This window comes from Psychrobacter sp. CX10, from assembly GCF_057621575.2.
This window is the reverse complement of the sequence record NZ_CM177736.1, coordinates 2,448,724-2,472,790: the sequence shown is the minus strand read 5'-3', so window position 1 is coordinate 2,472,790 and position 24,067 is coordinate 2,448,724. Positions and strand designations below refer to the sequence as shown.

22 protein-coding genes are annotated in these 24,067 nt (G+C 41.3%); 6 read left to right on the top strand and 16 right to left on the bottom strand.

The features are described 5' to 3' along the window. Positions 1-458 precede the first annotated feature (458 nt). Positions 459-1,340 carry an acyl-CoA thioesterase gene (locus AC21OH_RS09985; RefSeq protein WP_486536581.1) on the top strand — a complete coding sequence of 294 codons (882 nt, stop codon included), beginning with the start codon at positions 459-461 and terminating at the stop codon, positions 1,338-1,340. A gap of 235 nt (positions 1,341-1,575) precedes the next feature. Here AC21OH_RS09985 and AC21OH_RS09980 read toward each other — a convergent pair whose 3' ends face one another. Together AC21OH_RS09980 and AC21OH_RS09975 are read right to left on the bottom strand one after the other, a co-directional pair. Then, entirely contained in the window at positions 1,576-2,910 is a 1,335-nt protein-coding gene (locus tag AC21OH_RS09980) for a lytic murein transglycosylase (protein ID WP_487370031.1), read from the bottom strand. A gap of 430 nt (positions 2,911-3,340) precedes the next feature. After that, positions 3,341-3,622, bottom strand: coding sequence for a DUF503 domain-containing protein (locus AC21OH_RS09975; protein WP_487370030.1), 282 nt, complete (start codon positions 3,620-3,622; stop codon positions 3,341-3,343). Positions 3,623-3,720: 98 nt separating this feature from the next. On the opposite strand from AC21OH_RS09975, the gene AC21OH_RS09970 reads away from it, so the two are divergent. Then, on the top strand, positions 3,721-4,473 hold the full coding sequence (locus tag AC21OH_RS09970) for a type 1 glutamine amidotransferase (protein ID WP_487370029.1): 753 nt from the start codon (positions 3,721-3,723) through the stop codon (positions 4,471-4,473). Positions 4,474-4,510: 37 nt separating this feature from the next. Here AC21OH_RS09970 and mutY read toward each other — a convergent pair whose 3' ends face one another. Both mutY and AC21OH_RS09960 read right to left on the bottom strand, forming a co-directional pair. Beyond that, positions 4,511-5,776 carry an A/G-specific adenine glycosylase gene (gene mutY / locus AC21OH_RS09965; protein WP_487370028.1) on the bottom strand — a complete coding sequence of 422 codons (1,266 nt, stop codon included), beginning with the start codon at positions 5,774-5,776 and terminating at the stop codon, positions 4,511-4,513. A gap of 73 nt (positions 5,777-5,849) precedes the next feature. Further along, on the bottom strand, positions 5,850-6,782 hold the full coding sequence (locus AC21OH_RS09960) for a DUF4268 domain-containing protein (RefSeq protein ID WP_487370027.1): 933 nt from the start codon (positions 6,780-6,782) through the stop codon (positions 5,850-5,852). A 183-nt stretch (positions 6,783-6,965) separates the two neighbouring features. Between AC21OH_RS09960 and AC21OH_RS09955 the strand changes: the two genes are divergently transcribed. Continuing rightward, positions 6,966-7,130, top strand: coding sequence for a hypothetical protein (locus AC21OH_RS09955; RefSeq protein WP_487370026.1), 165 nt, complete (start codon positions 6,966-6,968; stop codon positions 7,128-7,130). A gap of 9 nt (positions 7,131-7,139) precedes the next feature. Here the strand turns inward: AC21OH_RS09955 and ylqF are convergent, their stop codons facing one another. Then, positions 7,140-8,039 carry a ribosome biogenesis GTPase YlqF gene (ylqF, locus tag AC21OH_RS09950; RefSeq protein WP_491140421.1) on the bottom strand — a complete coding sequence of 300 codons (900 nt, stop codon included), beginning with the start codon at positions 8,037-8,039 and terminating at the stop codon, positions 7,140-7,142. A gap of 276 nt (positions 8,040-8,315) precedes the next feature. Beyond that, positions 8,316-9,071 (bottom strand): dienelactone hydrolase family protein, encoded by a 756-nt coding sequence (locus AC21OH_RS09945; RefSeq protein WP_487370024.1) that lies wholly within the window; start codon positions 9,069-9,071, stop codon positions 8,316-8,318. Positions 9,072-9,382: 311 nt separating this feature from the next. On the opposite strand from AC21OH_RS09945, the gene AC21OH_RS09940 reads away from it, so the two are divergent. Next, entirely contained in the window at positions 9,383-9,892 is a 510-nt protein-coding gene (locus AC21OH_RS09940; protein ID WP_487370023.1) for a YcgN family cysteine cluster protein, read from the top strand. A gap of 130 nt (positions 9,893-10,022) precedes the next feature. On the opposite strand, the gene AC21OH_RS09935 is transcribed toward AC21OH_RS09940, so the two are convergent. From AC21OH_RS09935 to AC21OH_RS09920, 4 genes are all read right to left on the bottom strand, one after another. Then, on the bottom strand, positions 10,023-11,303 hold the full coding sequence (locus AC21OH_RS09935) for an ammonium transporter (protein ID WP_487370022.1): 1,281 nt from the start codon (positions 11,301-11,303) through the stop codon (positions 10,023-10,025). Positions 11,304-11,428: 125 nt separating this feature from the next. After that, on the bottom strand, positions 11,429-11,767 hold the full coding sequence (locus AC21OH_RS09930) for a P-II family nitrogen regulator (protein ID WP_486536552.1): 339 nt from the start codon (positions 11,765-11,767) through the stop codon (positions 11,429-11,431). Positions 11,768-12,161: 394 nt separating this feature from the next. Beyond that, positions 12,162-13,022, bottom strand: coding sequence for a universal stress protein (locus tag AC21OH_RS09925; RefSeq protein ID WP_487370021.1), 861 nt, complete (start codon positions 13,020-13,022; stop codon positions 12,162-12,164). Between the two features lie 180 nt (positions 13,023-13,202). Continuing rightward, positions 13,203-14,705 (bottom strand): SulP family inorganic anion transporter, encoded by a 1,503-nt coding sequence (locus AC21OH_RS09920; RefSeq protein ID WP_487370020.1) that lies wholly within the window; start codon positions 14,703-14,705, stop codon positions 13,203-13,205. Between the two features lie 722 nt (positions 14,706-15,427). Between AC21OH_RS09920 and murD the strand changes: the two genes are divergently transcribed. Together murD and ftsW are read left to right on the top strand one after the other, a co-directional pair. After that, positions 15,428-16,939: a UDP-N-acetylmuramoyl-L-alanine--D-glutamate ligase gene (murD, locus tag AC21OH_RS09915; RefSeq protein ID WP_487370019.1), complete on the top strand. Its 1,512-nt coding sequence runs from the start codon at positions 15,428-15,430 to the stop codon at positions 16,937-16,939. Positions 16,940-17,165: 226 nt separating this feature from the next. Next, entirely contained in the window at positions 17,166-18,374 is a 1,209-nt protein-coding gene (gene ftsW, locus AC21OH_RS09910) for a putative lipid II flippase FtsW (RefSeq protein WP_487370018.1), read from the top strand. Between the two features lie 164 nt (positions 18,375-18,538). Here the strand turns inward: ftsW and gluQRS are convergent, their stop codons facing one another. From gluQRS to AC21OH_RS09880, 6 genes are all read right to left on the bottom strand, one after another. Further along, positions 18,539-19,573: a tRNA glutamyl-Q(34) synthetase GluQRS gene (gene gluQRS, locus AC21OH_RS09905; RefSeq protein WP_487370017.1), complete on the bottom strand. Its 1,035-nt coding sequence runs from the start codon at positions 19,571-19,573 to the stop codon at positions 18,539-18,541. Positions 19,574-19,630: 57 nt separating this feature from the next. Next, positions 19,631-20,065 (bottom strand): RNA polymerase-binding protein DksA, encoded by a 435-nt coding sequence (dksA, locus tag AC21OH_RS09900; RefSeq protein WP_486536558.1) that lies wholly within the window; start codon positions 20,063-20,065, stop codon positions 19,631-19,633. 526 nt (positions 20,066-20,591) lie between these two features. After that, positions 20,592-21,422: a metallophosphoesterase gene (locus tag AC21OH_RS09895; RefSeq protein WP_487370016.1), complete on the bottom strand. Its 831-nt coding sequence runs from the start codon at positions 21,420-21,422 to the stop codon at positions 20,592-20,594. An 85-nt stretch (positions 21,423-21,507) separates the two neighbouring features. Continuing rightward, positions 21,508-22,311 carry a metal ABC transporter permease gene (locus AC21OH_RS09890; RefSeq protein WP_487370015.1) on the bottom strand — a complete coding sequence of 268 codons (804 nt, stop codon included), beginning with the start codon at positions 22,309-22,311 and terminating at the stop codon, positions 21,508-21,510. Positions 22,312-22,438: 127 nt separating this feature from the next. Beyond that, positions 22,439-23,419 carry a metal ABC transporter ATP-binding protein gene (locus AC21OH_RS09885; RefSeq protein ID WP_487370014.1) on the bottom strand — a complete coding sequence of 327 codons (981 nt, stop codon included), beginning with the start codon at positions 23,417-23,419 and terminating at the stop codon, positions 22,439-22,441. After that, positions 23,419-24,060, bottom strand: coding sequence for a Fur family transcriptional regulator (locus AC21OH_RS09880; protein WP_487370013.1), 642 nt, complete (start codon positions 24,058-24,060; stop codon positions 23,419-23,421). The genes AC21OH_RS09885 and AC21OH_RS09880 overlap by 1 nt, the downstream gene beginning before the upstream one ends. Positions 24,061-24,067: the final 7 nt, after the last annotated feature.

Below are 24,067 nucleotides of genomic sequence, written 5' to 3'. Positions count from 1 at the left end.
GAAATATTTATTCACTATGAGTGTAAAGGATTAAGCGGTTAATAACTTAACAATCATGTTACTAAATTTATTTAAAATCGTTTTATCATAGCATAGTGTGCAGTGAGAAAGTCTAAGTAAACTTCTTAATAAAATTAAATGCTGATATAGCCGCTGAGGCAGGACAAGTCAAACCACTATTCATTTATAACCATTTGTAAGCATTTATAGCCACTTACAAGTATCTATAAACATATAATAGACCAATTATTTCGCTCTATTGTCTGAACAATAAAGTAACCTAAGCCTTAAAAATAAGCGATTGTAGGACGACAATTGATGGTTTGGTGTATCGATAGTATAATGGCACAGTTTATATAAATATTTGTGCGTATGTATAATACGGCAACATAGTAAACTCTATGATGTTAAAAAAATGATGCATATATCTGCTGGAGAACTGAGTGCCTGATAATAGAATGCTTGTTGAACAATTGCTAGATACTTTGGAGTTAAAAGAGATCGAGCCTGATGTATATGAAGGACGTAGCTTTGACTATGTGGGTAAGCGGATATTTGGTGGACAGGTACTTGGTCAGGCAATTATGGCAGCGGCGCATACACTCGATGAAGACAAGCCTTGCCATTCGTTGCACGGGTATTTTTTGCGTGGTGGCAGCATTAACCAGACTGTTGTTTATAAAGTGAGACGACTGCGGGATGGTCGCAGCTTATCTGCTCGTGAGGTAAATGCTGTGCAAATCAAAGAAGATCAAGAGGGTAATTGCGTCGAACAAGTGGTGTTTACTATGATTGCTTCTTTTTCACCCATGGAAGGCGGTCTGGATTATCAAGAGGCCATGCCCGCTTACCCGCCTCCAGAAGATTTGGAATCAGAGCAGTCGCTAAAAGAGCATTTTGTCGGTAGTGTGCCCTCTGCACTACGTGAGCGCTTTATGCGTCCACGACATGTTGAGATTAAACCCGTTAAACCGCGTGACCCCATCCATCCTGAACCGATGGAACCTAAACAGGCCAATTGGTTACGTATCTGTGAATTGGGCGAGCAGCCGCTAGCCATTCATCAAGCTTTATTGGCATTTGCGTCTGATTATTATTTGGTAGGGACAGGATTGATGTCGCATGGCATTAGCTTTATGACTAAGGGTCTACAGGCGGCTAGTATTGATCACTCTATGCATTTTCACCGTCCTTTTGATATCAATGAGTGGCTGCTTTATGACATGTGGAGTGATACGACCTCACACTCAAAAGGCTTAAATCATGGACAATTCTGGCAAGACGGTAAGCTTGTCGCTACTGTGCAACAAGAAGGCTTGATGCGCTTACGTGGTTCATAACTATTTATACAGCCATCAATGCTATCGTTAATACAATCCGCAATACAGCTTGCTCACTTTGCAGTTAGCTTGATAAACAGTTAGCTAGATAAATAATAAGCTATTTATAAAATATCACGCTTGCGCTGAATATAAGAGTTGAGCGCCTAACTGAATAAGCTGAATAAGATCAATAATAAATAATTAATAATAAATGCTCATAAACCTGTAAGCGTCTTCTATAAATCGCCAGTGCTTACCATATTAAAGAAGCAGCACTGCGCTGGGTCACAAAGCCATCAGGAGTTTGACCATTCGCCGCCTGCCAGCGCGCAAAAGCAGATCGCGTATTTGAACCCATAATACCGTCAATACCTTTAGTATCGTATCCTGAATTGGTTAAACGCTGTTGTAACTGACGAACCTGATACGTGGATAGAGGCTGCTCATGTCTAGGCCACGGGGTACGCAGACCGCCTTGATTGGAGATAGCCCGTCCGAGTAGGCTCACCCCTAGCGCATAGTTAGATGAATTGTTATACACTTTAATCACATCAAAATTAGGGCTTAATAGCAGTGCAGGGCCCTCTTTACCCGCAGGTAACCAAAGCTCCATAGGCGTTGTTGGCTCGACATACATATTGCTGAGCGCGGTAATGCCCATTGCTTGCCAAGTAGACGCAGGCAGCTTCTGACCAATAATGCCATAATCAAATGACGTCGGCAGGGTCACCTCATAAAAAGGTGCTAACCCTCGAACCCATCCAGAATTTTTAAGATAATTTGCAGTAGAAGCCAGAGCATCGGCAGTGGTCCAAGGATTACGCTGCCCATCGCCATTACCATCAACGCCATGTGCAAGCCAAGTGGCAGGGATAAACTGAGTCTGACCCATGCCGCCCGCCCAAGATCCATTTAGCTGAGACTGATAGACATCTCCGCGCTGGAGCAGCGTCATAAGTGCCATCAATTGTTCTTCTGCAAAGTTGCGGCGGCGTCCATCAAATGCCAAGCTGGCAAGCGAGCTTGGGATATAGCTATTACCCGTTACCGCACCAAATGATGATTCCATACCCCAAATAGCAGCAATGATATCTGCATCGACACCATACTGAGCTTCAAGACGATTAAGCAGTGAGCGCTCTTGATTAAACTTACTGATACCACGGCTCACACGGCCACTTGAAACCGCTGAATCTGCATACTCCCAAGGCATCTTGGAAAACTCAGGTTGGCTGGAGTCAAGAGAGATAACCTGATAGTTTAATTGTGCAGTATCTAGCAAACGGCGCACATCATTCGCGTTGTAGCCTTCACTAATGGCGCGTATGGTAAAGTCAGATTTCCAATTAGCAAAGCTGTTATAGGATGTGGGCGGCTGTGGTTTAGGTGGCGGCTGCGGCGAGGACTGCTGCGGTTGCACAATAACCACAGGTGCAGGTTTTGTCGTTGGGGTTGTGACAGGAATATTTTGCACAGGCGCTTTACTAACACAGCTTGCAAGAAGGATAGCTGGGCCTAGAACCGCAACGCCTTTTAATAGAGTAGAAGTGTTTTTATTATTTATAATAGGTTGAGTGACTTTCATCATGATTTAGGTCTCATACAAAGCTTTCGATAAAAAAATGGTAATAAAAATATCAATAATCAAGAGTGGCAGTTCAAAACAGTGCTAATCGTATTAAATTACTCTATCAACAAATTGTGTCAAAGTCGATAATCAAGCCCAGTCCTGACCTCAAAATTATGGGTTTAATAACATAACTATAACGTGAGCGTATAGAGACACACTGTTGACACTCTTTTAAACTTTGAGTGGGGTTTAAACTGACAAGGTTAGCCTTAACATCGGGGGTCTTTAATAAGGGAGAAATATGCGGTACAAGCTGAGTCTATTTTAAGCCACTATGGCCGTGCCTCGTCCCTCGGCGAAAAGCAGCAAGGCTCATACCGTGGTCAATTAAAAGTTATGAGTTAAATATTACTACTTGCATAATAGCTATAAGGCTTAGTTAAAATCCTTAGATAAACTCCTTCTCAATATTCATAATCCGCCCGTCTACTATACCTTGTAGCTTGTCTTCAATTTGAGCACACGTAGATTCAACCTCACGTTTGGAGACTTGGACGATGACAAACGACCACTCACTAGCATCATGCCGATCTCGCTCGCCACTTTCACAAACCGCAACCGCTGGATTTTTGCCAAAACGTTGATGTAGACCGCCAACACGAGAGCGTTTCTCTTTTAACGAGGCACAGCCGGGTAGGGAAAAGGTTACGGTTAAAATTGCAATGTGCATGGTGATCTCCTGTTCTTGCAAAGTAATTATGCAAAACTCCTGTTTGAGTTTAGAATTTAATAAAAACAGTATCACTAATTTATCACCTAAGGATTATCATGTCTTTACGTATTCACGCCTTGTTTCACAATGATATGAATCATTTGGGTTCAATCCATCATTGGATAGAGCGCAATAATCATACTTTAACCCAAACACGACTGTATAAAGACGATGAATTTCCCAATATCGATGACTTTGATTGGTTAATTATTATGGGTGGACCCATGGGCGTTTATGATACTGATAAATTCCCTTGGTTAACTGCTGAAAAATCATTTATTAAACGAGCGTGCGATGCTGGTAAAACCATCATTGGCATGTGCCTTGGCTCACAGCTAATCGCTGAAGTGTTGGGCGCAAAGGTTGGGCCTATAGCGGTCAAAGAGATTGGCTGGACCAAACTGACACTCACCGAGCAGGCAAAACATCACCCAATAGTAGTAGGACTGCCAACTGAGTTTACAACTTTTGAGTGGCATGGAGATGGGTTTGAATGCCCAAAAGGTGCGATACCCTTAGCTACTTCAGAGCATTGGCCAAACCAAGGTTTTATCTACCAAACACAAAACCACAAACAACGAAACACTTGGATTTTAGCGTGCCAGTCTCATTTTGAGGTTAATATGAATACGATTAGTAATTATATTTACAAAGGTAAAGGTATCTCACAACAGGATTTGGACGCCCACCCCAATAGCATTCAGCCTGTTGAAGTTATATTTGCAAATGAACCGCATTTTGCCGATACCAACAATGCTTACTTCGATAACATATTGGATAACTTAGCTAAGCTAACGACCTCTAAATAGTTTTTAATAGGGACGCCTTAACCTCAGCTCTCAGCCCTTAATTTCGGGCGTTAAGCGTATCCAATACCTTAACCATCGCTTTGGGTAGACCAAGCGTTTCTTGTGCTTTAGTAGCAGATAACCACTTCAAGTTAATATTTGCGTCTTGAAGCAATTGTGTTAATTGCTTGGTTTGCTTAGCGCTTAAAGCAAGCGTTTGCGGTTGAAGATACCAATGGAAATGGGTCAAGGTATGCTTAATCGGAGCGGCTGCGAATAAGCCATCGGTAATAGAGTCGGCACGCAAGCTATGATCAGCTAACCATTTATCGATAATTTGCTCGGCAACCGAGTTTTCACTCTCATAAATCGAATCTTCTGCGGATGTGGCAACTACTTTCTTACCTTGTGTCTTTTTCTCAAACTGTAACGGCAATACCCAAAGCCCACCCCAGATGCCACTGTCGGGACGTTGTAACCATAATAACTGGTCTGACTGATTGCGCAGGAGTAGGGCATTACTAAACTTGCTAGGCTTCGGTTTCTTTTTGGCTTTAACTGGATAAAACTCTGGTTTATTCTCGGCATAAGCAATACAGTCAGCATGAATAGGGCAAACCTCGCAGCTTGGATTGCGCCGAGTACATAGGGTTGCGCCCATATCCATCATCGCTTGCGCATAATGACCGCTCTCGTGTGTCGGGGCGTCTTTCGGGGTCAAACGTTCAGCCAATTCCCAAAGCTGTTTATTGGTCGCCGACTTAGTGATATCGCCATCGATACCTGCCCAGCGGGTAATCACACGTTTGACATTGCCATCGCATATCACTCCATAGCCATGTAAGCCCATTGCTACGATAGCGCCAGCGGTGGATTGACCCACGCCCGAAATGGCTTCCCAACCTGCCACGGTTTGTGGGAAGTCGCCTGTCTCTTCAATAATTTCGACCAGTTGTTTGGCGCCTTTGTGCAAGTTGCGGGCACGCGCATAGTAACCAAGCCCTGCCCAGTGTTCGGCAACCATATCCCAGTCGGCATTGGCTAAATCTTGCACTGTTGGAAACGAGGTCATAAAGCGTTTGAAATAAGGGATAACGGTGGTGACTTGGGTTTGCTGGAGCATGACTTCGGACAGCCAAACGATATAAGGGTTCGGCGTGTCGGTTTGGTGCTGTTGCCATGGCAAGTCATGGCGACCGTTTGTATCGAACCAGTTTAGGATGCGGGGCGCGAAGCTGTTGAGTTCGGTGGGAGTATGGTTGAAGGTTTGCGTATCAGGATTAGTTTTATTTTCGGTTGTTGCGTTAGCGGTTGGCTGGGTCATAGGATAGAGCTTTGTATTGATAAAGATAGTGTTTTATATGGGGGTCTTGGATACGTTTTACTATTACGTGGTTTTACATTTTAATTGCATTTATATACGGTTGGATAGTGTCTTTGAGAATTATCATTCTTTGAATAGATTCATCAATAACAATATTCCAGTCCTCTTGTTTCGTTTGCCATCCTCCAGAGCTAACCTCACTGTCAATAATACAGGCTCTATATTTATCTAGCCTTAGCCAATTGATTTCAAAATTCAATCTATCTTCAATAGCTTCCTTATGAGCAATCAATTGATTAAAGATATAGATGTTTTCTTCGTCTGCTTCTTTGCCTCTATCGATATAAAGCTTAATAGACACGCTATCCTTTTTTAGCCAAAAAGTATAGTTAACGCCTCTTAGTCCAGAGCTAGTTCCAATCCAGTTGTATTGTGTAGGCGATATATTTTGGAATAAGGAACTAGAGTCTTTAAATCGTTCAAGTAATAGTGACCAAAACTCGAACCGTGTCTTATGTCTTTCGGAGTTTTCCTTTTTAACAGTACCAACTCTTTTAAGCTCTTCACTGGGTTCTACGAGGGTTGTTAATAAGGGAGCAGGATGGCTGTCACCAATTCGCACCCCTTCAACTTTTACTAAATAAAAATTCGTTTCTTTATTCTCATTTAACCAGCTAACTGCTTGTATGTGTTCTTGCCTTGCATCAGCGACTATCCAAATAGCTGTTTTTGCATCAAAAGCAGCTAAATAAGTAATCAGTTTACCCAGATGGTCATGATCACTTTTCTCTAACTGATTTTCAATAATGACCATATTTCCTGACGGGTCTTCACCAGTAATATCAACGGAAAAACTACCTGTTGATTTTTCAGTTTCTACATTTTGAATCTCAAAATGAATAACTTCATTTAATATGTCGATATTCTGACTTAACCAAGTGGTAAAGTCATAAGCTTCATGGCGCCATATATCACGTAGAGCAACTCTTTCAATTTTACCAATCATGAATAACTTTCCTTGAAACAATTTAATGTTTTTATGAATTTTAGTTTTTTTAAATATCTATACATCAATTGAAATTACTATCATATATTTATTGTAGGAAGACCAGACCACGATAAATAGTGATAAGAACACGATGTAACCGCTAGCCCTGATTGGAGCGAATATACTTGGTAAAGCACTGAGATGCGTGCGCTTGGCAAGTGGCGGTATCGTGGCGCAGGAACGGCAGTTGCCAATTGCGCACGCCTCAGTGCACGCCAAGATAGTAGCGAAAAGCAGGAAAAGCTACTAAACCGTAACTCAAAGCCGCTCGGCTACATTCACAGCCTACAATGTAAATCAATCTAGCTCGATTTATTACTTCCGGTTTTTTCTCGCCCGTCTCTTACGCAGCTTTTTCTCTTCAATTTTAGCCAATCGTTTTTCCTCAGCTTTGGCACGCAACTCTTCAACAAATTTTTCTTCTTCCACGCGCATGACGGGCGTTTCAAGAGTAATGCGTCCTAGAGTGCCGCTGCGCAACTCGTTAATCAGAATCTCTGCCATACGGTAGATATCGACCACGCCACCTTTTTTAAGTAAGCCACGACTGCGACCCGCTGCTTCAAAAAAATCCCAATCGGTATCGGGTAATTTGTCTAGTTTATAGCGTTCTTTTAGCAGCTGTGGATAGGCTTTAAGCAGATATTCGGCGGTATAACTGGCAACATCATCAAAATCGAAAGCAGTGTCTTTAATGCCGCCTGTAGCAGCAAGGCGAAACCCAGAATTGGGGTTTTCAATTTTTGGCCATAGCATGCCGGGGGTATCGTAGAGCATGATGTCGTCATCAATTTTAATCAGCTGCTGTGATTTAGTGACGGCTGGCTCGTCACCAGTTTTGGCAATACTGCGCCCTGCTAAGGCATTGATTAGTGTCGATTTACCGACATTTGGAATCCCCATAATCAGCACTTTAATTTGACGCCCCGTACCGACCTTGTTAGGCATCATCTTTTTTATCATGCTAGTGAGTTGTTTTACCTGCGTGGCTTTGTTGTCGTCAAACGCCACAGCTTTAACTTGGTCTTGTTGTTCTAGATAGTCAATCCATGCTTGGGTTTGTATCGGGTCAGCAAGGTCAGCTTTGTTCAAAATCTTGATAACCGGTTTTTGACTACCTTGCTCATTGCTACGAAGGGCGGCAACCATCGGGTTTTCGCTACTGTAAGGAATACGCGCGTCGATGACTTCAATCACCACGTCCATATCGGGCATGATTTCTTTAATCTCATTACGGGCTTTGTTCATGTGACCCGGAAACCATTGGATACTGTTGGGCTTTTGAATGTTGTATTGGCTCATGGATATTTCACTTAAATTTAACGGAATTCGATTAACCCTAATTCTACACCATTCTACTGGAAATGACGGCTGTTGATTGTTGCACTAATAAGCTCAGGTTGAGGTAATATAAAAAAAGCTGACACACTTAAAACGTGTATCAGCCTTTTATCATATTTTGTAGATTATTTTAAGGATAAAACCAATCCATTAAGCATCAAAACGATTGTCTAATTGGTTACGCATAAATTCAATCATCTTAATCCAGCTTTCATTAGCAGCTGTTTCGTTGTAGCCTAAATCAACATCGTTTTCTGCAGCACGTTTGTCAGCATTTGGGTTGGTAAAGCCATGTTTGGCATTGTCATACACGTCAATAGTGTAAGTCACGTCCGCATTGTCTAACTCTTGTTTTAAGTTTTCCACATCATCCATTGATACCATGCTGTCGTCGCGGCCATGCGCTACCAGTACTTCGGCATTAAACTTACCTTTTTTAGCCGGCTGCTTAGGAGATAAGTTACCGTGGAAAGTCGCCACTGCTTTCAATGGCATGCCTTCACGCGCCATATCTAACGCAATTTTACCGCCAAAGCAGAAGCCAACCACACCTAGACGGTTTCTATCAACTGGAAGCTGATCAGCAAAATCATCTAAAATTGCACGGCAACGACCCATTAGCTTGTCTTGGTCGTTTAACATCTGCGTCATCCACTCATTAGCTTGTGCTGCATCTGTGGTTAACTTGCCTTCACCATATACATCCATCGCAACTGCAGCGAAACCGGCTTTTGCAAAACGCTCAGTGGTTTCACGCGGATGTTCAACCACGCCCCACCATTCTGGTGCGACTAAGATACCTGGAATTGAGCTGTCATCCGTAGCCCCTTCAGGAAGTGCCACATAGCTAATCAGTTCCATACCATAGTCTGCAGTGGTTTTTAATTCATAAGTCTTAATGTCCATAATCGTATCCTTTATTATTAGGTGTTTTTAGTAAATAGTTAGGGTTTGAATTATTGAATATCTTTGTTTTAATCCCAATTATATGAGAACTATCGATAGTTTAGAGTTAATATTATTATTAGCTTTATTATTTATTTCACCTCTTAACATAACAAAGACTATTTATAGATTCGATTGAAGAAATGTGAACAAGTTTTACGCTATGTCATCATAAAAAGATTTATAGTTGGTGTTGAATCAATTGGTCTGTCCCCCATTAAGCAATACAATGATAGCGATTTCATATATTAAAAAATTAAAAAGGAGATAGATTGAGCAATAGCGATGAATCTAACCCGCCACAAGAATCCAAATCGGTGTTAAGAGAAAATTTTTGGGAAAAACACCCACTTAATGAACTGAGTTTAGCGGAGTGGGAGGCCTTATGTGATGGTTGTGGCGGCTGTTGTTTAGAGAAGTTTTTGGATGATCCCAATGCCCCCTATTTGGTAGAGTATACCGACGTCGCCTGTAAACTTCTAGACTGCGACACAGGCTATTGTTCCAACTACCTTAAACGGCATCATTATGTTCCTGAATGTGTGTCATTAACCTATGACAAACTCAAAGATATGATGTGGCTTCCTGAAAATTGCGCTTACAAACGCTTATATTTGGGACTTGATTTACCAAAGTGGCATCTTTTATTAACCAAAAATGCGGTAGTTACGCAGCAAGGTATGCGTGAAGCAGGAGTAGGGGTAGCAGGGCGCTGTGTGAGTGAGCTGTCAGTTAGTGAAGATGAATTAGAAGGGCGTATCGTGCAGTGGATAAATGCATAAGACTTTAAATATTTACAAAGAAATAACGTATAAAAAAAGGAGCCCATATTGGCTCCTTTTATTTGTTAGATTGGTCTGTTAATTATGTCAGACTTAGTTAACAAACTTATGCTTAGTTAATAAACTTAGCTTAGTTAACAAACTCAGGATAAGCTTCTTGACCACACTCTGAAAGATCAGCACCTTCGTACTCTTCTTCTTCAGTAATACGTAAACCAATCACAGCTTTTAGAATGCCCCATACTACTAAGCTTGCTACAAATACCCAGATAAAGATTGTCGCTGCTCCAAAAAACTGTCCAAGAAAAGAAGGGCTATTGTCACCAGTTGCTGTAATTGGAACAATCATCAATCCAAAGAAGCCAACCACACCATGTACTGAAATAGCACCAACGGGATCATCAATTTTCATCTTATCTAACGCTAGGATAGATAGAACAACGATTACACCAGCAACCATACCAAACACAGTTGCTAATAGCGGTGTTGGCGTATCAGGACTCGCAGTGATTGCAACCAAACCTGCTAATGCACCGTTAAGTAGCATGGTTAAATCAGCTTTTCCGAAGATGATGCGAGCAATGATTAAGGCCCCAATAGCACCACCAGCGGCAGCGGCATTTGTATTCATGAATACAATCGCTACTAAGTTAGAGTTTGCAATATCGCTTAACTTTAGTACTGAACCACCGTTAAAGCCAAACCAACCTAACCAAAGGATAAAGGTACCTAAGGCTGCTAAGGGTAAGTTAGCGCCAGGAATAGCGCGAACCTCTCCATTTTTGCCATACTTACCTTTACGAGCACCTAATAGCATAACACCTGCTAAAGCTGCTGCTGCACCGGCTAAATGTACAATGCCTGAACCAGCAAAGTCTTTGAAATTATAGTCAGCTAATGAGAAAAGCCCAAATACAGGTTTACTACCCCATGTCCATGCACCTTCCATAGGATATATGAAACCAGTCATGACGACCGCAAATGCAAAGAATACCCAAAGCTTCATACGTTCTGCAACTGCACCAGAAACGATAGACATACAGGTCGCTACGAAGACCACTTGGAAGAAGAAGTCCGAAGCAGCAGAATAAACTGAGCCGCCGTCAAAGCCTTCCTCTGCTGAAGAAGCTAAAGCATCAGCTACAACGCTTTCACCACCCATTATACCGTCTAAGAAATAACCACCGCCATACATAAACTGGTAGCCACATACCATATACATGGTACAAGCAATGGCAAATAAGCCAACGTTTTTAGTTAGGATTTCTGTGGTGTTTTTAGAACGGACTAAACCCGCTTCTAACATGGCAAAACCCGCTGCCATCCACATGACCAATGCACCACATATTAAAAAATAAAAAGTGTCTAAAGCATACTGCAATTGAAAAATATAGTTTAAATTATCTTCCACGTTAATTCCCCCTTGGAATACATTCAAAATAGCGCATCTTATCTTTATACCTAAACATCTTTTATTTAGTGTGTACCAAATACTTTAGATTTAAGGCTTAGATAGTGACGCTAATTAGTTTTAGCTTAAATAGCGTCAGGACCTGTTTCACCGGTACGGATGCGAATGACTTGCTCGAGTGGGGAGATAAAGATTTTACCATCACCAATTTTGCCCGTGCTTGCGATGCGAGTAATGGCTTCGATAGCAGGCTCAACCATCTCATCGGTTAACGCAACTTCTACTTTTACCTTTGGTAAAAAGTCCACAACGTATTCTGCGCCGCGGTACAATTCGGTATGGCCTTTTTGACGTCCAAAACCCTTAACTTCTGTGACAGTAACGCCTTTTACGCCAATTTCAGATAAGGCTTCACGCACATCATCTAATTTAAATGGCTTTAGTACAGCTGTAATCAATTTCATAGGTATTCCTCGTAAATGATTTTGATATTGTTTGAGTTTGATTTGTTATAACAAACTGCTTGTTAATACAATAATTGAATTATCTGCTTTGATGTCATTGATTCAAGAATTATGCCAACCAAAAATGAAGGGGGAGGACACTTTTAGGGCTAAAAAATGCATCAAGACAGTGCGTATTAAATAATAGTGCACCAAAATAGCGTGCACCATATTAAGCAATAACCAAATTATTATAAACAAGTTTACGCTTGTAGAGTTAGCGGTTAGTTAGCAATTTGTGAACACTAAGATAAAAGTTATAAAAAAAGGTGAGTTTAATAATAAGCTCACCAATATGACTACAATCTTGTTTAATTGATAACGACACTTTATCAATCTATCTTACTCATGTTGACTACATCTTCGGATACAGTAAATAAGGGGTTTGACTGGCTTTTAATAGCTTTCTAGTTTCACTACCATGTAAAAACTCATGTAATCTTGATTCACCAAATGCGCCCGTTATCAGCATATCTAGTTCATGCTGCTGCTGATAATGAAGTAAAGTAGCGGTAATGTCATGACCTTGGATTAGGGCTTTTTTACATTTAATTCCTGCCTGCTTTAAACGCGCATAAGCTTCACGTATGGCATCTTTATTTCGTTCGTTATCGTTTGCTACCATCACCACATGTATGAAAAGATTGCGTACAAGCGCGCTATCAGACAGCCATTTTAGTAAAGCAAGACAGGTAGGGCTGTTATCAAAGGCGAATAATGCTGATTTTGGTGGGGTAAAAGTCTCGTGGGTGACTAGGGCAGGGCAACGACTGGCTCGAATTAATTGTGATAAGGTATCTTTGCAAGTAACATGATGACCGATAACAACTAGTTGCGCCGATTCGTCAACATAGTCGAGGCTTTGTGCAATTGAGGCATGACGATGTAGTGTATATATTATATGCTCATAGCGGCCTTGATGCTGCTGACAGTAAGCGGTGGCTTGTTCGAGTAGCAAACGGCCTTGATCGCGCAATTTACCATTAGCATCACGTTCTTCTATCGTAATTTTATTTAGTAACTGTTGACCATTATCAGCCATCAGGCAACCAGAGTAGTCAATAGCTGACTTATGATGCACACTAGGCGCCGCATGTAGTAGCCCAATAGGCTGTTGTAATATTCTAGCTGCCCACATACTGGCGTTTAATACCGCTTGCACATGATCTGGACAATCAAGACAAGCAATAACACTATTGGGTTTTAAATTACTCATATGACATACTCATATCGGTATAATTATGTTTAACGTAAACTAAAAATCCCACTCAGGCAATACCTGAATAGGATATTAAATAAATTAGTAACAATGCTACTCAACGCCTCCATGCAGACGTACTGTTGTTATGTAAATACTGTTATTCAAAAGTATTCATGTGCTAGTTGTTATATGAAACTAGTCAAGTAAACCAATGTCACGGCGGTCATGTACTGAGAATTTATCGATAATCGTGCGACTAGCATTATTCAATCCCACAACTTTAACATCGATACCTTCGCGCTGGAAGCGTATCACCAGTTTATCTAAAGTATCGACAGCCGTAACATCCCAAAAATGGGCATGACTGACGTCAATAACGACTTTATCTAAGGCTTCTTTAGTATCAAAGCTATCTAAGAACTGCGTGGTCGAGCTAAAGAAAACTTGACCATGTACATAGTAATAACGGGTATGCGTACTTTCATCATATTCGCTAACGATACTTAAGAATTGACCAATCTTATTGGCAAAGAATAACGCAGAAAGTAACACACCTACCAATACACCATAAGCTAAGTTATGTGTAAACACTGTAGTAAGTACTGTGGCAAGCATGACGACGTTAAATGACATGGGATGCGTCTTAAATTCGCGCAGGGATTCCCAATTGAACGTACCAATTGATACCATGATCATGACTGCAACCAGAGCCGCCATTGGAATTTGGCTCACCCAGTCACTCAAGAACACCACCATAATTAATAACACCACACCTGCAATAAAGGTAGAAAGACGGGTACGTCCACCAGACTTAACATTAATAACAGACTGGCCAATCATGGCACAGCCGGCCATTCCGCCAAAGAATCCTGATACTACGTTAGCGATACCTTGACCACGGCACTCGCGGTTTTTATCACTGGGCGTGTCCGTCAAATCATCCACAATAGTGGCTGTCATCATCGACTCAAGTAGACCAACCACGGCAAGCGCAATTGAGTATGGTGCGATAATGAGTAACGTCTCTAATGTCAGGGGAATATCTGGTAATAAGAACATCGGCAGCGTGTCAGGTAGCTCACCCATATCGCCCACATTACGGATATCTAGGCCCATATATAGCGCAACTGCCGTCAAGCCTACAATACAGATTAGAGGTGAGGGAATGATTTTACCAATCTTAGGAATAAGCGGAAAACCATAGATAATTGCCAGACCTGTCGCAGTCATAATATAGACAGGCAATCCCACACGATCAACCGCTGGGTTTAATTCAGGGAGCTGAGCTGCAAAAATTAGAATAGCCAATGCATTGACGAAGCCTATGACCACTGAACGCGATACAAATCGCATCAGATTGCCAAGCTTAAACACCCCCATAATGAACTGGATGACCCCGCACAATAAGGTAGCTGCTAATAGATATTGTAATCCATGTTCTGCCACCAAAGTTACCATAACCAGTGCCATAGCGCCGGTGGCTGCAGAAATCATACCAGGACGACCGCCGACAAAGCTAATCACCACAGCGATACAAAAAGAGGCATATAGCCCCACCTTTGGATCAACACCAGCAATAATTGAAAACGCGATGGCTTCTGGAATGAGAGCAAGTGCTACCACTAGGCCAGATAATACATCACCGCGTATATTAGAAAACCATTCGTCTTGAATCGTATTTAAAGAAGGTACTATCATAGTATTTGAGTCGACTGCTTTTAGGTCAGGTTATAAAATAGGGTGCTGAACATACTAGGGGCTGTATAGAATTGCTTAATTAGGATTACTGATAGCTACCAATTAATCCAAGCTGTGTTCCAAACTAGGCGTAAACCGCTGATGATGCCCGAAGCGTATTGGACTTTAACTAGGTTTACAACAACGTTTGGGGCAATTTTAGCATTAGCCTTGAGAACGGTTCTCGAGCAAAGCATTGCTCTGCCAGTTCCATGAATCAATTCTATACAGCCCCTAGGTTTAAATGCTGATTTAATAAAAAATATGCTTATAACGTATAAACGTACTACAAATATCATCTTATAAAGAGCAACTTAAGCCATGTGCATATCTGTATTAAAGTGCTCAATATAGAGTGTGATTTAATAATAAATGCCAGTCCATTACCCAAAATGCATATCACATTTTGTCCTTGACTGACTAAATAAATCGAAATTGATAAAGTATTTAACGCGAATGATCTTGTAAATTAAGCTCATTGCGGCTGGGTCATGGTAGAATAAAGTTAGATTTTAAGTTTATATTTCTATTCTATATAGCTGCTAACCTGCGACCACTAATCGGCTATTTTAACATTAAATAACGATGTCTATAAATATGAATTACCGTAATATCGCAAGGTATGTTAACTATTGCGTCAAAAATGGGTGCATCATATCACAATACAGAGATAAGGAAAGACTATGAGTACCGACCAGAGTATGACTCAATCAAAAATAAGAGCAACAAACACATCGATAGATAATGATCCAACTGATGCTAATACTATAAAGAAGTCAGCATCTGATTCACTTATACAAAAAGGCAGTGGTCTACAAGTCGTTATTGGGCTTGGGCAGTCTGGATTAGCGACGGCAAATTATTTGTCACGCCGTGGTTATACGGTAGCGGTAACAGATGGCAATAAGACACCGGCGCTCGCTGATCAATTAGAATCAGACATTACTATTCGGGAATTTGGCGCTATTGATGGTGATTTACTCAATAGGGCTGCACGTATTATTATCAGTCCAGGCGTAGCGCTTAGTACTCCTGAGGTCGCTCAAGCCCTTAAAGCAGGCGTTCCTATTGTAAGTGATATACAGGTGTTCAAAGATGCCTGCCATGCACCTATTATTGCTATTACGGGATCAAATGCTAAAAGCACCGTGACGACTTTAGTGGGTGAAATGGCTAAAGATGCAGGCATTAAAGTGGGCGTGGGTGGCAATATTGGTGTGCCAGTCTTAAGCATGTTGGATGATGATAGTCTGGGTGACGACATGGAGCTGGTAGTATTAGAGCTATCTAGCTTTCAATTAGAGACCGTCACTAATTTAGGTGCAAAAGTAGCCACTGTGCTTAATATGTCTCCTGATCATTTAGATCGTCATGGCGATATGCTAGGGTACCATCAAGCCAAGCATCGTATATTTCAAGGCGCTAAGTCGATCGTGGTGAATCGTGATGACCCCCTGTCTCGCCCATTAATTGCAGATAATATACCGCGCCTAAGTGTTGGCTCTAATGCGCCAGATTTGGGAAAGTATGGCATCATTACCGAAGGCGAGGGCTCTCTTTATCTGGCGAAGGGCACAACCAAGCTAATTAATGCAAATGAGCTTAGCATCAAAGGTAAGCATAATTTAGTTAATGCTCTAGCTGCTCTAGCCCTTGGTGAGCTTGCTAATTTTCCTATGGAAAGTATGCTAGAGACGCTTAAAGCATTTAATGGGTTAGCGCATCGTTGTCAGTTTGTGGCGAATATTGATGGTGTAGATTATTACAATGATTCTAAAGGTACCAATGTCGGCTCTACAATGGCTGCCATATCAGGTTTAGGGTCGGTTTATGCGACAAAAAATGAAGGTAAAACGAAGTTATTGTTAATATTAGGCGGACAAGGCAAAAACCAAAACTTTGGTGAGCTTTCACCACTGATTAATAAATATGTGAGCCAAGTGGTCTTAATCGGTGAAGATGCCCAAATTATCGAATCGCATTTGAATGAAGCGAAGCTATTAGATAGTGTGGATATCCATTTTTGTGATAATTTAGATAAAGCGATGACAAAAGCTCAAGCTTTAATACAAAGCAGTATGTCACAAATTACTGCCGTGGTATTATCACCAGCTTGTGCTAGTTTTGATCAATATCCAAGCTATACCAAACGTGGTGAGCATTTTTGTGAGCTTGTTAATCAGCTTAAGGCTTAATATGTCTTGTAAGATAATAGATAACTTATATACACCCCACGCTAGCCTATGCAATGTGTTGAGAATGAGGTTTATATATCTTATCAATTAAAACGTACCAGTTAATACGAACTAATAATAACGTATGAATCGTTATGATTAGTGGTATAAATGAGATTGGCACTATAAGTAATATGTTTATCGTATATCAGTAAATTTATAATAGTTTAAGTACAGTTGACACCCTATGGCTAAAGATACCTCAGCAACTAAATATTCTCCAAATGCTCTATTAAAACAATCCCCTTCTAACACCAGTCTATTCTCTTTGCCATCAGCAGGTAGCGTGCTACTAACTAGTGTGTGCTGCTTACTGGTATTAAGTCTAGTCATGGTGGCGTCTGCCTCTATACCGTTTGCTAACATGCACGATATGAAGCAGCTTCATTTTTTTGATAGGCAATTAACCTATATTACGGTCGGAATTATCGCTGGGTGGTTTACCTATAAAGTCATCCCACTACGCATGTTTTACGATATGACTTGGCTGGGTATGGGCCTACTAACCATGTTACTGCTACTGGTAGCTACCCTTATATTCGGTGACGAGATTAATGGTTCTAAACGTTGGCTTGAGTTTGGGCCTTTTAACTTTCAGGTTGCCGAATTAGTTAAATTAGTGATGGTCATTTTCACTGCAGACTTTGTGGTACGCCGTGGTAATGAGGTTAGACGAGGTATTGGTGGCATCCTGCGTATGGGTGCGCTCATATTCTTATTGGTTATCTTATTTTTAAAACAACCGGACTTTGGGTCACTAGTGATGGTTGTAGGTGTGATTTTAGCCATATTTTTTGTCGCTGGCGCGCCATGGAGTCAGTCTTTATTTCTGCTATTTATGGGGCTCGTAGCTGGCGCATTTGCAGTTATCTTTCAAGAATATCGTATGAGCCGAGTGACCTCCTTTTTAGATCCCTTTGATGACATTCAAGGCTCTGACTATCAGCTTGCGCGGAGTTTGATCGCATTTGGTCGCGGTGAGGTCACTGGGGTAGGGTATGGCGAAAGTGTGCAGAAGCTTGCGCATTTACCAGAAGCGCATACGGACTTCTTACTGGCAATCACAGGTGAGGAGCTGGGTTTGATTGGCGTACTTACCGTATTGGTTTTGGAAGCGCTTATTATTATTAGCGCCATGCGCATCAGCTACATTGCTCTAAAAAATAGACAAATGCGACTGAGCTATACCGCTTATGGGTTTGCTGTTATCTTTATTGGTCAGGTCATGATTAACGGGGGTATGAATATGGGCATTATGCCGACCAAAGGGTTGACTATGCCATTTTTTAGTTATGGCGGCTCGTCTATCGTAATCAGTTTGGTTATGGTGGGTATATTGCTCAAGATTCATAAGAAGAGTCCACAGATACCAGGCAAGTACTGCCGAAACTATTAAGGTCTGATAGCTATATGTCAATTAAATATAGAGGCCTTTACAATATAGCAATTAAAAGTAGAACAATTGAGTATAAGGTTATCAAGAATAGAGCAATTAAGAATATAGAGGGTAGCTGTAGAACATATGGCTAACAACTGGCTGTAAACCCGTGCAACATCAAACTAAATTTGACCCAAGCACTGCTTATTGCGTAGCGGCGTGTTAGTCCACTGTTTTACAGCTTGACTTAACATAATCTCTGGCGCATCAACCTCAACTGGGGGCTGCTTCAATAACTGAAGAGACAGCTGAATAAGTGTCTGACACTTTTTTGTACTTGAGGTATCAATAGGTGTGGCTAAGTTTTGTTTAGATAGTTTCTGACCTTGCGCGTTTTCTACTAACGGCAAGTGATACCAGTGTTCGACGGCGGGTAACTCTAAATACTGCATAATGCTTATTTGAGCTGTGGTCATCGGTAAGATATCAAGTCCCCGCATCACATGAGAGACGCCCTGCATGCCATCGTCCACACTGGCTGCTAAGAAGTAGTTGAAAATATTATCTGCTCGGCGCAGTACCACATCGCCCAACGTCTGTTGAGGGTTAGACCACTGCATGCCTTGAAGATGGTCCACAAACCCAATGATATAATTAGGCAATTGAATACGCGCTTTTAACCCCTTTATTGACAATTCAGGCCCCATTTCAGAGTCATGAAAAGACGAATCTTGCAATGAAAAATCCTGCAATAATGCGTTTATAGAAAACGAGGTGCTTGTAGAAGGGGTGGATAAATTAAAAGGGGTACGTGAATTACGCAAAGGCAAACAATATCTAGGATATATCTCATGGCCACTTAATTGTTTACGAGAGCAGCTACAGCCATACACCCGTCTGTTTAAGACATTAAACAACATATCATTATAGATATCTTCACGCTCGGATTGATACCATATCTCCCCATCCCAGTGCAGTCCTAAATTCTCCAAATCTATTAATATCTGTTGGCTAAAGCTAGGATCGCAGCGCTGATGATCCGTATCTTCAATCCGCAACAACCATAGACCATTCAAAGACTTGATATGACAATAGCTTGCAATAGCCGTGGTTAGCGAACCTAGATGCAGCTCACCTGTAGGGGAGGGGGCGAAACGGCCCACAACTGGCCGATAAATAGGGCAAGATGTGGGCCGTTCAGAAGTAGGTATGATCATAAACAAAGGGCGTCACTAGCAGGTAAGAAAACGAACATTTAAATACTGCTGTAGATCTTAAGAATGACCCCAGTTTTGACGTTCTTTAATTTCAGACAACGTTTTACAATCAATGCACTGAGTAGCTGTAGGTCGTGCTTCTAAGCGGCGAAGTCCAATTTCAACACCACAGGTTTCACAAAAACCATAATCACCGCTGCTGATCTCTCCCAGCGATTTATCAATTTTGCGAATAAGCTTGCGTTCACGATCACGAGTACGCAGCTCTAAGGCAAACTCTTCTTCTTGAGTTGCACGATCATTCGTATCTGATAAAGAGGCAGATTCATCTTGAATGTAACTTTTCGTTCGGTCAGCATCACCTACAAGTTGTTGCTTCCATGCTTTAAGCATTGATTCAAAGTGTGCTAGCTGCTCATCTGACATATATTCTTCATCAGCTTTTGCTTCATAAGGCTTAAAAAGCAGGTCGTCAGTAGTAGTTTGACTCATCACAGTTTCCTATATCCTATCCATTTCATTTTAGGGTGCTGAAAATCATTGAACCTTATATCATAGTTTTATAACATATGCGAGAATTATATATTGACTGTATCGTAATACTACGGTCTCGCAAACCTTCGATATTTAATTTAATTATAGTCAAAGAACTCTAAAATAATTACAAGATAACCGAGTGCAATTACTATTCCTGAGGACTTAGTGAGGTTAACGCATAACCGTTTAGTAATTCACTGACTATAGGTTATCATTATATATAACCCGTATCACACCGCAGCTTTAGCCATCAGAACTAATTTTTTGACTATTAGGACGTGTCCCTAATCGGTACTCCTAAGATAAATGGTAAAAATATGGCTATATTCTCGCTAATCTTTGCAAATTTTTAGATAATATATCTATATTCTCTGTAAAATTTACTTTGATCAGCAAAAATCTATCTCATTTTTAGCCTCACCAACCAAATGGACACCCCCTAACCATTAGAGTTCATAGCATTTATGTTATGGCGTTTATATTATCGATTGATGCGTTGAATATGGCTGTCATGCAATCCCTCACGGCATAAGGTTATCCAGCGATAACCGGGTTTTGCGTGTTCATCAATAGCAAACTTATCTTCCTTAGGTTTGAATTGATAACATGTGGATGGCGTGGTGTACATCTTTATTCCTAAATGTTCATAATCTTGGTGTTGATGCACATGCCCGCACACAATCGCCTTAAGATTAGAATGCTTTTCTGCCATACGCCAAAAGGCGTTTGCATCTTTCGCAATATGATTATCTATCCATGCAGAATTCATTGATAGCACGTGATGATGCATTGCAATGATGACAGGATAATGACTGCTTTGAATATTATGGTGCAGCCACTTAATATTGTCAGTACCGATATTGCCATACACTTGTCCGGGCACGCTTGAATCAATCAATAATATTTTCCAGTTATTTGCCATGATTACGTGCTGCGAAAGCAATCGCTCATCAGGCTTACGTGCGATAAATTGGCGCTGATCAAAAGATGCTTTAGAACCAATTTCGTCCGTGACATCATGATTCCCTGCTATCCATGCAAAGGGGATGCCAGTTTGATGTAATAGGTGATAGATGCGGTCATATATTTCTAAATGGACTTCATTTACCAAATCCCCTGTGAGCAGAATAAGGTCACACCGTTTATTCTCACTCAGTGCTTGGGTCAAACAGGCCTCGAAACTTAGCTGATTATTGATACCAGATGTTTCAGTATTAGGGTCCAGATAAAGATGAAGATCTGTCAGCTGCAAGATATTAACGATACCATCGTCAGTAATTATCTGTGTGGGCGGATACTCGATAGAATTCATAAGATGGCCTTATGGGTATCAAAATGGGTGTATAAATGGGTGTCTAAATGGCTGTCATATAGGTTACTAAAAAGAGGTGAAAGAGTTAAGAGAGACGTGTCAAGCTAAATGCAGTTATAAAAGTCAATGCAAGTCCTAGAACAATGGCCAAACCTGTTTGAATGTCCAATAGCACACTGCCCCATACACCAGCTGTAACCGCTACTTGTGCCAAAATAACCGATATGATGACCATTTGCTTGGGAGAATGGGCGAATAGGCGAGCGGTCAAGGCAGGAAGTATTAACAAGCCACTTATTAGCAAACTACCCACAGCTTGGAGTGCCAAGGCACAAAAGCCTGCTAATATACCCATAAAAAATATGCGTTGATATGCTGCGTTTATTCCAGCAACTTGTGCCAATTCGCGATTTGTTGCTAACAGAACTTGAGCACGCCAGATATAGATTAAAAAAGCGAGACCAATAGCGACACAAACCGTCAATACTGGCAAATCGCCCCAGCTCACTTCTAATAAATTGCCGAACAAATAACCCAAAACATTTGATTGCATTTGGGTAAGATGCGTTAAGGTTAACAGCCCAAAACAGAGCATGGTAACTGATACCACGGCTAAAACCGCATCATTTGGCAAACGTTCGTCATCAAGCCAAATAAGCCCCATCACCACTAATACACTCACAAGGGTGATACCAATAGCGAAGGGCATTTGAAACAATGCTGCCAGCGCCACGCCAAATAATGTGCCATGTGCCAAGGCATCTGCAAAGAATGCCATACGGCGCCATAGTACCAAACACCCAAGCGGTGCGGATAAAAGTGCCAGTACACTACCAGCTATCCAAGCAGGAGCAATGATTTCTAGCCATTGTATAAAGAAAGTTGGCATAATGGGTCAATTCCGGCAACGATGAATGATCAATTGTTCCTAAGAAGCTATGTTAAAGAGCTCTGTTTATAAACTATGAAGAAACTGTGCTAAAAAAATGTGCTAAAAAACTGTATAAAAATCAAAGCTAAGAAATATGTGTAGACTCACTGGGCTCTAAATGATGGCATTCGTGAGGTTTATGAATATAAGGCTGTTCGTATTGATGACCAAACAGCTTTTTGAACTCATTTGATACCCCTAAGTCGCTGGGTTGACCTTCACAACAAATATGCTTGTTCAAACAAATCACCCGTCTACTGCCTCGCATGACCCAATGTAAATCGTGCGACACCACAACCATGGCACAATGTAAAAAAGGTGGCAGATCATCGATAAATTCATACAACCATCGCTCACTTTCAGGATCTAGGCCCTGCATGGGTTCATCTAAAATTAATAAATTGGGTTTGGTCATTAATGAACGCGCCAACAATACCCGCTGAGTCTCTCCCCCTGACAAATGGATAACCTGTTTTTTTAATAAAGGCTCAATTGACAAACGATCATACAAGAAATTTTGCTCATGTGTGCTTAGTCTTTTGATTGTTTGATGCAAAAGATCTTGTACACGAAGTGGCAAAATAGCGGGCACGTTAAATTTTTGAGGTACATAACCAAGGTTAAGATTAGGATGACGTTTAAGCTGGCCCGAAGTTGGTTTAATTAGGCCCAAAATTAGCTTCATCAGTGTCGATTTACCTGCACCATTTGGCCCAATGACGCTTATTTTTTCATGCGGAAGAATTTCTAGATTAATATTATTTAATAAGACTGTGGGCGAGGTTGATGCTAACGGCTTTGATACTGATTTAGCTGAGCGTGCGCCTTTTAACCAACCGCTAAGATTCTTTGCCCCAGAGGCGTTAGTCGCTTGAGAGCCATCAGATGCTGGAGAGGCAACATTAGCAAAAGAGGGTTTAAATGGTTTTGACGCCTGCCTATCAACTTCAAATCCTACGTCACACAGGGTTAATAAGGGGTCAAGATTGCGAATAGACGCTGGATGGTCAGACGCAGCGTTAGACACAACTGAAGTTGAGGAGGTGGACTCAGAAGCAGTTGACATCAGTTAAGTCCCCTTCTGATCAGCAAACGACCATCAATCTGATCAACATTCTCAACACCAAGCTGATCAGTAAGCTCTGTTGCAGACACAGCATTTGCGCAGGTTTGACACAGTCCTTTTAGTTCCATAATACTTTGCTCTACGCTAAACCCCACTTCTTCTTTGACATAACTGACTATGTTTTGAACCGGCATACCACTGAACTCTTGAACGCGTTTGCAGTCTTTACACATTAAAAACACGGCATTGTGTTCATCACGGGGATGACAACAGGGTACATACGCATTAATTGAGGTTAATTGATGAATAAAACCGATTTCTAATAGAAATTCTAACGTTCGGTAGATGGTAGGGGGTGCGACCAGCTTCGCTTTTTCGCCGGCTTCTTGTGCTCTACTATCTTGCAAACTTTGGATCAAATCATAGGCGCCCAGAGGTTTGTCTGATTTTAATATTAAATGATACACAGCACGTCTTAAAGGGGTAAACCTGACACCTTCATCAGCACATAATTGTTTTGCGGTTTGGATACGACGTGCAATATCATCGGAGGTTAATGCATGAACATCATGAGCATGCGGAGTGCTATCGCCGTGTAAAGCAGAGTGACAATCATCAGTATGGTTATCTAATATAGACATTACGGGC